Annotated in this window: 18 protein-coding genes; 13 read left to right on the forward strand and 5 right to left on the reverse strand. The window is 38.2% G+C overall.

Going from position 1 to position 11,290, the window contains the following annotated elements; all coding sequences use genetic code 11:
• Nucleotides 1–109 precede the first annotated feature (109 nt).
• Entirely contained in the window at nt 110–532 is a 423-nt protein-coding gene (locus tag ACFIJL_RS07910; RefSeq protein ID WP_375624052.1) for a hypothetical protein, read from the forward strand.
• Nucleotides 533–556: 24 nt separating this feature from the next.
• Here the strand turns inward: ACFIJL_RS07910 and ACFIJL_RS07915 are convergent, their stop codons facing one another.
• Nucleotides 557–1,432: a hypothetical protein gene (locus ACFIJL_RS07915; protein WP_375624054.1), complete on the reverse strand. Its 876-nt coding sequence runs from the start codon at nt 1,430–1,432 to the stop codon at nt 557–559.
• Nucleotides 1,433–1,461: 29 nt separating this feature from the next.
• Here ACFIJL_RS07915 and ACFIJL_RS07920 point away from each other — a divergent pair, with 29 nt between their 5' ends.
• The 6 genes from ACFIJL_RS07920 (at nt 1,462) to ACFIJL_RS07945 (ending at nt 5,199) form a co-directional block, all read left to right on the forward strand.
• A complete protein-coding gene (locus ACFIJL_RS07920; RefSeq protein WP_375624056.1) occupies nt 1,462–1,938 on the forward strand; it encodes a crossover junction endodeoxyribonuclease RuvC in 477 nt (158 codons plus the stop codon).
• Complete coding sequence (locus ACFIJL_RS07925) at nt 1,931–3,040, forward strand: YdaU family protein (RefSeq protein ID WP_375624058.1); 1,110 nt, start codon at nt 1,931–1,933, stop codon at nt 3,038–3,040. The genes ACFIJL_RS07920 and ACFIJL_RS07925 overlap by 8 nt, the downstream gene beginning before the upstream one ends.
• Nucleotides 3,024–3,410, forward strand: coding sequence for a hypothetical protein (locus ACFIJL_RS07930; protein WP_375624060.1), 387 nt, complete (start codon nt 3,024–3,026; stop codon nt 3,408–3,410). Before ACFIJL_RS07925 ends, ACFIJL_RS07930 begins: the two co-directional genes overlap by 17 nt.
• Nucleotides 3,411–3,589: 179 nt before the next feature.
• Nucleotides 3,590–3,916, forward strand: coding sequence for a hypothetical protein (locus tag ACFIJL_RS07935; RefSeq protein WP_375624062.1), 327 nt, complete (start codon nt 3,590–3,592; stop codon nt 3,914–3,916).
• Between the two features lie 270 nt (nt 3,917–4,186).
• Nucleotides 4,187–4,924 (forward strand): phage antirepressor KilAC domain-containing protein, encoded by a 738-nt coding sequence (locus ACFIJL_RS07940; RefSeq protein ID WP_375613909.1) that lies wholly within the window; start codon nt 4,187–4,189, stop codon nt 4,922–4,924.
• On the forward strand, nt 4,921–5,199 hold the full coding sequence (locus ACFIJL_RS07945; protein WP_375613908.1) for a hypothetical protein: 279 nt from the start codon (nt 4,921–4,923) through the stop codon (nt 5,197–5,199). The genes ACFIJL_RS07940 and ACFIJL_RS07945 overlap by 4 nt, the downstream gene beginning before the upstream one ends.
• Before the next feature lie 47 nt (nt 5,200–5,246).
• Here the strand turns inward: ACFIJL_RS07945 and ACFIJL_RS07950 are convergent, their stop codons facing one another.
• Nucleotides 5,247–5,675: a type II toxin-antitoxin system HicB family antitoxin gene (locus ACFIJL_RS07950; RefSeq protein ID WP_375613907.1), complete on the reverse strand. Its 429-nt coding sequence runs from the start codon at nt 5,673–5,675 to the stop codon at nt 5,247–5,249.
• 67 nt (nt 5,676–5,742) lie between these two features.
• Nucleotides 5,743–5,934, reverse strand: coding sequence for a hypothetical protein (locus ACFIJL_RS07955; RefSeq protein WP_004859817.1), 192 nt, complete (start codon nt 5,932–5,934; stop codon nt 5,743–5,745).
• 319 nt (nt 5,935–6,253) lie between these two features.
• Here ACFIJL_RS07955 and ssb point away from each other — a divergent pair, with 319 nt between their 5' ends.
• From ssb to ACFIJL_RS07985, 6 genes are all read left to right on the forward strand, one after another.
• Nucleotides 6,254–6,709 carry a single-stranded DNA-binding protein gene (ssb, locus tag ACFIJL_RS07960; RefSeq protein ID WP_375624065.1) on the forward strand — a complete coding sequence of 152 codons (456 nt, stop codon included), beginning with the start codon at nt 6,254–6,256 and terminating at the stop codon, nt 6,707–6,709.
• 11 nt (nt 6,710–6,720) lie between these two features.
• On the forward strand, nt 6,721–7,269 hold the full coding sequence (locus tag ACFIJL_RS07965) for a hypothetical protein (RefSeq protein ID WP_375624067.1): 549 nt from the start codon (nt 6,721–6,723) through the stop codon (nt 7,267–7,269).
• A 326-nt stretch (nt 7,270–7,595) separates the two neighbouring features.
• Complete coding sequence (locus ACFIJL_RS07970) at nt 7,596–7,916, forward strand: hypothetical protein (RefSeq protein WP_375624069.1); 321 nt, start codon at nt 7,596–7,598, stop codon at nt 7,914–7,916.
• Nucleotides 7,917–7,919: 3 nt separating this feature from the next.
• Nucleotides 7,920–8,501 carry a hypothetical protein gene (locus ACFIJL_RS07975; protein ID WP_375624071.1) on the forward strand — a complete coding sequence of 194 codons (582 nt, stop codon included), beginning with the start codon at nt 7,920–7,922 and terminating at the stop codon, nt 8,499–8,501.
• A gap of 598 nt (nt 8,502–9,099) precedes the next feature.
• The gene (locus ACFIJL_RS07980) at nt 9,100–9,852 is read left to right on the forward strand and encodes an antA/AntB antirepressor family protein (protein WP_375624073.1); all 753 of its coding nucleotides are present in this window, start codon (nt 9,100–9,102) and stop codon (nt 9,850–9,852) included.
• A complete protein-coding gene (locus ACFIJL_RS07985) occupies nt 9,849–10,127 on the forward strand; it encodes a hypothetical protein (protein WP_375624075.1) in 279 nt (92 codons plus the stop codon). The genes ACFIJL_RS07980 and ACFIJL_RS07985 overlap by 4 nt, the downstream gene beginning before the upstream one ends.
• Before the next feature lie 57 nt (nt 10,128–10,184).
• On the opposite strand, the gene ACFIJL_RS07990 is transcribed toward ACFIJL_RS07985, so the two are convergent.
• Both ACFIJL_RS07990 and ACFIJL_RS07995 read right to left on the reverse strand, forming a co-directional pair.
• Nucleotides 10,185–10,466, reverse strand: coding sequence for a type II toxin-antitoxin system YafQ family toxin (locus tag ACFIJL_RS07990; protein ID WP_375624077.1), 282 nt, complete (start codon nt 10,464–10,466; stop codon nt 10,185–10,187).
• A complete protein-coding gene (locus tag ACFIJL_RS07995) occupies nt 10,453–10,716 on the reverse strand; it encodes a type II toxin-antitoxin system RelB/DinJ family antitoxin (protein ID WP_100129267.1) in 264 nt (87 codons plus the stop codon). Before ACFIJL_RS07995 ends, ACFIJL_RS07990 begins: the two co-directional genes overlap by 14 nt.
• Between the last annotated feature and the right edge of the window lie 574 nt (nt 10,717–11,290).

Consider the following 11,290-nt stretch of genomic DNA (forward strand, 5'->3'; position numbering starts at 1 on the left):
AGTACAGCAAATGCATCACAAACAGTAATATCTTCTCATATTGCTGCCCCTACAGATAATAACGAACATCAACAGCACCCTTCACACTCTTAAAGAAGAAAGATCAGAGATGATAGATGTCCCACAGATCACTATAAGTAAAGTCCAGTTGATCGACCTTGTTAATAATATTGGAGAGGCAACCATATATTATGGTGTCCGTTCGACTCAAGATGCATCTTTTGAAACAAGAATAGATCCCTCATCGACAGGTTATTTTGTCTATATGCTGTATAGTATCTTTGCGCGTGATGATAGAAATTATTTTCCGTTATTGCCGTACGATGATTTTAATCAATGGTTTTCATCTGCGTTTACGCAAGCTTTTACAACTTGGTTTGATAATTATTTTTCTCAAGAGTTGTTATCTTTTTATCGCTTAAATGAGCTGATCTTGTTTATGATCTTAGTCAAAGATAAGCTTGATCTCTTAAGGCTTGATCTCTTAAGGGATGAAGTTATCAAAAAAAGAAATCAAATTAATAAATCATAGCATAAAAATGTTTGCCTAAGTGAGTTAATGCAATTTTTTAAAGTCTATGAGGTCGGTTTGTGTCGTTACAGTCATTGTTGTTTCTGGTTTCAATGGGGATGTATGATTAATGATTAAAGTAACTTGGGCTTTTATATCTTCTTCACGCGCTGCTACAAAAATAAGGATTCCTGTGTACTTATCTTCTGAGGGAGCTATAGAAATATTAACATCGATTTCTTGTCCCGTTCGAAAATCCTTTGCTTTCTCACAGTATCCGGATGATATTGGGTGTGACGTTGGTCTGGCATCAGGATTAACATATGGTGATTGCATTTGCCACAATCTTGTTTCTGGTTTGTATCTAATGCCATATCCAAGAATAAAGCGAGAACCATCTTTTAGCTTTATATTTAAAACGTGGATGACAGTTTGTGCATTGTTTTTTATCTTTAAACAAAGAAGCGCCCACTTGCCTTTTGTTGGCAAATGGGGTCCAGTTGTATATATGGAAGGTGGCGTTCCTAAATCCTCTACTCTTTTGTTATCTAACAAAATTTTAATATGTTCTTCTGACCATTTGGCAAGATCTTTTGTCGATATCGCTTGCTCTTTAAGGGCTATCGTCTGCTCTTGGCTTTCTGCAAATTGCTTGCTTATCCATTCTCTATCTTCTTCTCGTTTTTTTGCAGCTTTTTCTAAATCATCTTTCCGGATTTTGGCTGCTTCTTTACGGTCTTTATTTCTTAAAATAAGTGCTACTGAAAGAGATCCGATAAATGACAAAAAACCTGTAAGAAATATATTTATCCATTCTTGCATCTTTCCCCTCCCCACTTTTTTAGAATCGTTGGGAGGATACTTTTTCACAAACATTTTTGCAAGACAGGCAATCACAACGCGCTCTGTCATAGCAAACATATAAATACGTAGAGCCTTAAGGGGGGATTATGATCACTAACGCACAAACCATTCTTTGTCTTGATCTAGGGACTAAGACTGGCTGGGCGCTTAGTGATGCAGATGGTTTTATCACAAGTGATACAGAACATTTTCAATCACGCCGTTTTGAAGGCGGTGGCATGCGTTACTTGCGCTTTAAGAAATGGCTTACTGAACTAAAGAGGTCTGTTGATGAAATTGATGCAGTGTATTTTGAAGAGGTCCGCCGGCATGTGGGTACAGACGCTTCTCATGTTTATGGGGGCTTTCTAGCAACATTAACGGCGTGGTGTGAACATCATCAGATACCGTATGAAGGCATTCCCGTTGGTACCATTAAGAAAGCAATGACAGGCAAAGGAAATGCCTCAAAAGCAGAAATGATTAAGGCAATGCGTGCAAAAGGTCACGCGCCTTGTGACGACAACGAAGCAGATGCTTTGGCAATTTTATATTTAATGAAAGAAGGGGATGCGCATGTCTAATGGTATGCCATGGATAAGATTCCATTTGTATGACTGGATAAGTGGTACAGATGGAATGACGTTAGAGCAAAGGGGCGCTTATATGACGCTTCTCGTTCGCATGTACGATAAAAAAGCACCAATTAAAGAAGATTTTGAAACGCTTGCACGTGCTTGCAATTGTTCGCAGAAAAAATTTGCAGCTATTGTCGAATACTTAATGAGGAATGATAAACTTGTTGAGACAGATAATGGATTGTGGAATACGCGCGTTGAAGAAGAGCTGAACGATTTTGCTGATAAAAAAGAGCACATATCGCAAGTTCGTAGTGAGGCTGGTAAAAAAGGTGCACAAGCAAAAAACAATACAAAACAACATGTTAATAATTTTGCTGAAGCAAATGACAAGCAAAATCAAGCTATAAAGAACCAGAATAAGAATATATATAAAAAAACTAAAACTAACGTTTTAGCAAAAAAAGAAATTGGTTCTGAAAGTTTAGAAACAAACGATTTGGTTGACGAGCCAACAGAGGTTGCTGCTGTTGAGACCACATCGGAGCAAATCACAACGGGTGTAGAAAACCAACCTCCCATTCACGAGCAAGAGAACGTTCCCAAAAAAGCAAAACGAACGCAAGCTAATCGCGGTTGTCGATTGCCTACGGATTTTGAACCGGATTACGATTTTGCCATTGCAGAGGGCTTGCCTCCAGAGCGCGTCAAAGTCGAAATTGCAAAGTTTCGAGATTATTGGCGTTCAAAAGCCGGAGCAAATGCAACCAAAATCGATTGGCAAGCAACATGGAGAAACTGGGTGCGCAGGGCTATCGAGGGTTTAGAAAAAATAAAAAATACGAACAACAATGGTGGAAACAATGGAAACTTTTCAAAAGATCAAAGAACTCGTGGTGGTACCGGAGAGACAATCCGTAATCTTATCGGTGCAACACAGCTTAGTGACGCCTCTACAAGATACCGTGCAACAGATAGAGCAATGTGTAACTCTGGAGTTCCCATGGACCTTGAGAAATGGCATTCAATTGACAGCAACCCTAGAGAAACAAGCTTTAGAAGCTTATCAGACTGTTCAAAACTTACTTACCTTGAAAGCGTCTGTTGAAGACATAGCAGAGGCTCTTGATGTGCTTGAAGGTGGTTTGACAATGCAAAAAGTTTCGAATGTAGAAGCGCGTGCAAAGGCTTATATCGCAGCTCTTAACGGCATTTCACTCTGGTCTTTATTGCAAGCTGTTAAAAATCTTATACGTGGTGAAGCAAAAGGCATGTCCACAACCTTTGTCCCCTCTTGTGCTGATCTAGCGCAGTATTGTCGTGATTTAGAAAGCAGGCTTTATGGTGTTGCTGAGAGAGTTTTTACAGCAGTTGAAAATACGCGTAACCTAGCCTTAGGAGGCAAGCGCATTTCATTCATGAAAATAGGCAAGCCTAGTGAAGAGTGTCATGACAGTAGCAATTCTAAAGCGGCTTAAAACAGCAAACTAGTGAAAAGTGCTGATCATTTTACGATTAGACATGCATTTAAATCGACAAAAAGGCACCGTACAAAGCGATTTAAAGATTTTATGATAAACCTATCCGAAATATAAAACGCTCTGTACGGTCAAATTTTAGGTAAATAGACCAATTGGTAAAATTATGGACTAAAAACATGAGAATATTAAAAGACCTGTTCTTAAAAAAGCGTAAACAACCCATGCAAAAAGAGTTTGTTGCAACAGCTGTTGGTTATGTTCCTTGGGGGGACGGAGCAGAGGAGTATTTTTACAACCTCTACGAATATGAAGACGGCACAAGAGAGTGTGAAAAGTTTGATGGCGGCCAGTATTATACCACACCAGAAAATGCGGATTTTAGTACCAAAGCGCAAGTAAAAGCATGGGTTTACGGTGGAAATATTCCGAAAAGCGTTCTCAATTACGAACCTCTTATAGACGAGATCAATAAAGAGATCAAAAAATTATCAGAAGTAGCTTGACATTATTACAGCAATATGAATAATCGAATCAGGTGCCTAACGAACACCTTAAATACCAAGCGGACGAGCTACCGAGATAGTTTATTTTCCGCACATTAAAGGCTTTGACTCATTGTATGTTACACGCATATAATGATCTCGTCGGGTGTGGTTACGCTATACAATACCCTTACGGGAAAAGCGTAACGACGGACTTGGTACCGTGTTTGTTAGCGCCCGGCACTCTTTATTGAGTGTCATTAACAAACGTCTATTACCAAGGAGTTCATAATGAACACTCTTATAAAAATTACAGAAAGTGTTGCTAATAGTGCTACCACTCAGACTATGTCGAGTCGTGAAATTGCTGAGTTGTGTGGTAAAAGACATGACCATGTCATGCGTGATATTAAGAAAATACTTGAAGAATTATACACTGAAGGAGGTCTCCCCAAATTTGGGGGCACCTATTTAGACAAGCAGGGAAAGCCTCAAAACTGCTATAACCTCCCCAAGCGTGAATGTTTAATTCTTGTTTCTGGTTATAACACTACATTACGTGCAAAAATCATTGACCGCTGGCAAGAATTGGAAAAACAAGTAGTGACACCACAAATAAATCTTGCCAATGCTTTGGAAAATCCTCTTACGATTAAGCAACTCCTTTTAGAGAGTATCAATCAATTAGAAGATTTGAGAAATGAGGTGAGTACACTCAAACCAAAAGCAGAAGCTTTGGATGGCTTAAAACGCTCTGATGGTTTGTTCGGTTTGATAGAAGCAGCAAAGATGTTAGAGGTACGACCAAAGGATTTAACAGATTACTTGCGTCAAAACGATTGGGTCTATCGACGGGCTCCAGGGGCACCTCTGTTACCTTATCAGGACAAGATCAAGAAAGGATTCATGGATTGCCCTGCTATTACGATTCAAAGACCAGATGGTACAGAAAAGGTGCTGCCTTCAACAAAAATCACATCTAGAGGATTGGCATGTTTGAGAGAACAAATCTTTGGGGGTGTGCAATGAATAGCAGTGTCGACTTCTTATGCGATTTGTGGCTGTCGTTGTTTAAGCTTTCTAACCATCGAGGCATTGGAGATGAGGACTGCAATGCTATAGTTGAGGTTATGGAATCGGTCGTAGATGCTCTGGTTTTAAAGCTTCAAGATGACGTACCCAATATTACAAAAATCTTGGCAATTTTGACAGATTTCGGAGCTTCAGAACTTCCACATCGTATGGATTCTTTGTTGCGAACTTATGAACCAAATTTGGAGCCTCCCATTAAAAAGGTTGCTTAAGTAAAAAACATCCCCCTTCCCCATCTTTACAAGGTGGGGAAGACGTTTCAAGCCGCGTTTTTGATTGTAATAATGACTTGCTTGCCAAGAACGCTCAGTGCTTGCTCTAGTGTTTGAAGCTTAGTTGGATAATTTGGATCAAGAATGCGTCTTGCTTCTGTTTCTTTTTTACCCAAACGATGTGCCAATTCTGTTTTTGTGATATTCGCTTCATTAAAGGCTTCTACCACTGCAAGTTTAAGAGCATTCCAAGCATCTACCGTGACCTCTACAAGGTCTTTATATTGCTGTGGTACTGGTAAAGGTAAACCGCGCATAGGATAGCTCCGTAATGCTAACCCTAAAGCTTCAACAGCATTCTCTAATGCCTCAGTTCTATTTTCTCCAGCTGTTATTGCTTCTGGTACATCTGGAAAGGTTACAATAAAACCACCATCTGGATCAGATTCCAGTTTTGCTTGATACGTGTACTCCATGTTTAGGTCTCCTCGCCATAATCGAAATGCTTTTGAAACGAAAAATTTAAGCCATTGAGAGAGTAACTCATACCCCCAACTGCTTTTTTATTATTTTCACGTAAAGTGGGGTCAATTCACCAGATTTTATAACGGTTGTCTTGTCTCCAAAAGTTACCAAATAATGTGACCCTTTACCTGCATCAGGAGCTTCACTATAATGAATGCCTCTTTTTCTGGCTTCTTTACGTAATTCCCTAAGCAGCGCTTCTCGTTTCATTTAGCCTCCCCTTTCTGCATAAAATGAATATCGCACAAAAAGGTTCGATAGTCAACAATAAATCGAACAAAAAAGTTTGATACAGACTCTTAATAAATACAGACTCTTAATAAAAGGATATTTATTGGAAAGTTAAAAGCAGAAATAAGAAAGCTGTGCCATTTGTGTGACATGGTTTTTTGATGAATAATTTGTCAAATTAATATTATAATGTAATACTTAAAAAAACTGTTATTAACAAACTGAAATAATTGAATAAATAAGAAAATTATGCTAGGATTTTTCATGTATAAATTGCTAATCTAATGGGGCTACAAATATGCTAAATAAAGTGACGTTAATCGGGCGCCTTGGTGCTAATCCCGAAAGCAAAACAATGAATTCTGGAGCAGAAATAGTCAATTTTAGTATAGCGACTTCTGAGAGCTATACAGATAAAAAAACCAATCAAAAAGTAGAGAAAACAGAATGGCATTCCGTGGTGATTTTTAATCCACATTTGGCAAAAATTGCACTTCAATATCTAAACAAAGGTTCAAAGGTTTACGTAGAAGGCAAATTACAAACACGTAAATGGCAAGATAAAAATGGTCATGACCGTTACACAACAGAGATTGTCTTACCACAATTCAAAGGCGAGTTGTATTTGCTTGATGCCAAAAAAGAGCAATCGGCATTCCCTACCCCTTCACCTATTACTTCTCAAAATTATGCTATCGCTTCAGGGGCTGCTGATCATAGTGCACTCATTAATAATGATAGCATACCATTCTGATTGAAAAAAATATGACAAAAAGAAAAAAACGTGCAAAACGCGGTCGTCCACGGATTAAAGGATGTATCAGAGAACCAAATGGACGTATCTCACGAGCAAAAACACCGCATGAACCCATGGATAAATTGGCAATTGAAATGCGTGCCAAACGCTTTGGCTTGACCATAGAAGAGGCTAAAAATCCGCTTTCCGGCACCTATATCGGGCGGCTTTATTTGCAAGGCGAAATAAATCAAGACCAATATGATGCTGCGCAAAAATATCTTGAAGTGAAAAATGACTATTCGTGTGCAAAAGGTTTGCCAAGTGCTGTTTATGATAAAATGCCCTCATCTTCTGATGAGACAGCAAAAGAAAAATGGATTAAATTTGCAACAGAACAGTTTTCAAACATGCAAGAGACTATCAAAGAAGCACAACACCTCTATAGACAGTATAATCTTTATGCTGCGATACAACATCTTGTTATAGAAAACAAAACATTACCACATCTTGTTAGTTCTTTGCGTATTGCTCTAAATGCTCTCCAGAAGTATTTTTATCCAAAAAATAAATGGTAAATGCTTTAACGTATAAACGATTTTTGGGAACGGAATATTTGCATCATTTGTTTGTAAAGCAGCATATTTAGGTAAAAAAATAAAAAAACACAATATATTGATTTTTTTGTTGACAATATGTGAAAAGTCGTATTTAATGACGCTGCTGTACTGGTCGAATTGCGTCCAAAATTCAAAAATATCCTCTAAAAATTTAGTAAAATGTGATCTTGAAACGTGGCTAGAAAGCCCTGTTTTCTGGGTAATTCTGACTAATCTATTTTTCAAATAACAAAAATCAATAATTGACTAATGATGTCATTAATTATGACGCAAAAGGAGCAATGATGAAAGCTGTCATCACTAAGCCAATGTGTGTTGTTGGAGACAATAAAAGCACTGTTCGTTTTGAAACTTCAACTCCCAATAATCCATTTGTGGAGATTTCTAATCAAGTCTACGCACGTCTCAAGCGTGCAAATGCTGCTAAACCCTTTGTTGATGTTAAAACAAAAATAAAGCCCGACAAGGGAGTTGAACAAATTAAGCAAATAGAAAAAGAACCCAACCAAATATCATCTGAAACAGTAACAGAGGAAACCTCTCTCGAAAAGCCTAAAGCATCTAAAGTTTCCAAGCCATCAACATCTACCCCAAAAAAGGCTTAGAAGTTGAAATTAATCATCCACCAAAAATGGTATCTTCAACAGGCAAAAGATACCTTCACAAGCCTTCAAGCACCACGCCTTAATTGGGCTCTGCGTAATGCTCTAAACACTGCAGCAAAACAAGTTGAACGCTTTACTGAAAAGCAAGTTGCTGACATCTCATCAGCCCAAATAAAGCGTATAAGAAGAGGTGTTTATATTAAAGAAAAGGCGACAGCAAGATTTCTTGAGACAGATATCATTGGTTCTGGAACACCAATACCTCTTAAATTTTTTAAAGTAAACGAAACAAAACGCGGCGTAACTTACACACTGTTTGGAAAGAAAGAAATCTTACCCCATGGTTTTATCAAGGGAGGCAGTTTTCCAAAGCGTGTTGAATTAAAAAAGCTGAATGGGAATGTGTTTCAAAGAGCGGATGGAGATCAATTCCCTATTGCAAAACAAGAAGGACCATCAATTGCTAAAGTGATGTCCAAGCCAGAGATTGCAAGTGCTATTGCACAATATGCCAATGAAAGATTAACCAAAAACATACAGAGACAACTTTCTCGTCAAGAATACGCTGCTAATAAAAAAGGCTAGATCATGTTCTCAAGCTTTATCTATATATTCCATATCCTTATGAGTTTAGGCATTACATATTCTTATTGCAATTTTAAAAACAGATCATCATTTATGCTTTGTTTTTTTCATAAAAAAAGTAAATAAAATCAATGCAAAAGGTACTTCCCAGCGGGTTGGGTCTGTTGCGGGGCAGGCGAGCGCGAACTATCGCTAGCGACAGAGTTTTCAAATTGACTGTACATTGTACACATAACATATTGATAAATAACGAATTTAATTTGTACTCATATACACACTGTACAATAGTGGATTATTTTTTAGAAAAAAGTTTTTTATCACTTGACAAGACAGTATCGTTATATTTATTGTCGAATCAGGTGCTTGAAAAACACCTTAAAGCAACTAGCGGATGGATTGCCGAAACAATCTCTTCTCCGCCAACTAAAAGTTTTGACTCATTGTATGTTACACGCATATAATGGCATTGTCGGGTGTGGTTACGCTATACAATACCCTTTATGGGAAAGGCATAACGACGGGCTAGTTGCCGTGTTTTTCAGCGCCCGGCACTCTCTTTAGAGTGTCAATGAAAAACATCTAACAACTAGGAGTTCACATGAACACTCTTATAGAAATTACAGAACAAGTCATTGATGGCGATGCGATTCAGACAGTAAATGCACGTGATCTACATGCGTTTTTAGGAGTAGGTAAAAAGTTTGCAGACTGGATTACTGAACGCATCAACAAATATGATTTTGTCGAAAACAGAGATTATATAGTTTTTCCCAATTTTGGGAAAAACCTCCAAGGTGGTCGTCCCTCTAAAGATTATGCTCTCACTTTAAGTGTAGCCAAAGAACTTTCTATGGTGGAGAACAATAAGAAAGGTAGAGAAGCTCGTTTATATTTTATAGAATGTGAAAAACGTGCAAAACAAGTAGCAACACCACGAATAGATCTTGCCAATGCATTGGAAAATCCTCTTACGATTAAACAGCTCCTTTTAGAGAGTATTAATCAATTAGAAGACTTAAGAAATGAGGTAAGTACACTCAAGCCAAAAGCAGAAGCTTTGGAAGGTTTAAAGCGTTCTGATGGGTTGTTTGGTCTTATCGAAGCCGCAAAGATGTTAGAAGTACGACCAAAAGATTTAACCGATTACTTGCGTAAACATGATTGGGTCTATCGACGTGCTCCGGGGGAGCCTCTGTTACCTTATCAGGATAAAATCAAGAAAGGCTTTATGGACTGCCCTGCTATCACCATTCAAAGACCAGATGGTACAGAAAAGGTGCTCCCTTCAACGAAAATCACCTCCAGAGGATTGGCATGTTTAAGAGAGCAAATCCATGGAGGTGTGCAATGAAGATAGATACCAATTTCTTATGCGATTTGTGGTTGACATTATCTCAATTTTCTAGACATGAAAATATGAATGATAAAGATTGTACAGCTCTGGTTGATACTATGAGTGTCATAGAAAAAGCTTTAATTTTAAAACTTCAAGATGAGATGCCAAGTATACTTAAAATCTTAACAGTTCTAACAGATTTTGGTGATTCAGAACTGCCGCATAGCATGGATCCTTTATTGCGCGCTTATGAACCAGATTTCGAGAACCCTATTAAAAAGGTTGCTTAAGTTCAAAAACAGAAGTCCCCTCCCCGTTCTCAAAAATGGGGAGGTGGCTAATTGAAATTATAGATTAAGTTGTGAATGAGAACCAAGACGCACTAAAACTAGCCTATCTTGACCAATCAAGCGATAGATCAAAACCAAATCAGGTCGAATATGACAATCCCTATAATCTTTCCAATTTCCAGTTAATGCATGGTCATGATACCGAAGTTCTAAAAGTTGATCATTTGCTAATGCCACAATGACTTGATGCAAATCTGTACTTAAAAGATGCCGATATCGTCCTTTCATCTCGCGCTTGAAATCACGTTTGAAGATAGTCGTACGTTCAATCGTCCGCATAGAGATCATCAAATAATTCGTCTACGGAATGAAACTTTTTTAAGTTGCCTTCATCAAGTTCGGCAAAAGCTGCTATGGTTTCTGCATTGGGTTGAAACAAAAAAGAAGGAATAGCTTTATCTTGCGCTATACGTGTCATCAACACTCTCACGACATCACTTACTGACAAACCAGAGGCTTGAATAACTTGATTAGCGACATTTTGAATTTCTTCCGGTACACGCGCTTGCACCATGCGACTGGTAGCCATAATGATTTCTCCTCTCTCAACTGTATTTCAATGTAATACAATTGAAGTTTAATTTCAACTGTAAAGCATTATTTTTTAAGTGGAGAGATTGTTTGGCTTAACAACCGCTTGCTTTTTTTAAGACTTCACCCACGTTTACGGCGCTCTTCTGTTACATACTTAAAAAAGGAGGCTGGTAAAACGTCTTTAGCTGGCTTTAAGCATGCAAGTTCTTCATCTGTCAATGGTGGAGAATCTATAGCGTCCCAATCTTCTTTTGTGCAGCCGCACCTTATCTCAAAGTTTTTTTTGAAAACCAATAATCCTTATGTAACTTGAAGTGTATCCGTTCGCATACCGGAATATATACCCGATTATACCGGATTGTCAATTATTCGTAATTGGGAAGGAAATCAAGGCAAGGAGCAACTATGAATAAGAAGAATCGTAAGGGTCTATCGGTTCGTGCGTTTGCGAAGAAGATGGGTGTTTCACATAATGCGGTGGTTTCTCGATTTAAGACAGGTAAATTTGATGCGGCTCTTTTTGAAGATGGTTCTGTCAATGAAGCCCTTGCAACAGCCATCTGGAATGA

The organism is Bartonella sp. TT119HLJHH, assembly GCF_042193385.1.
GTDB lineage: Bacteria > Pseudomonadota > Alphaproteobacteria > Rhizobiales > Rhizobiaceae > Bartonella.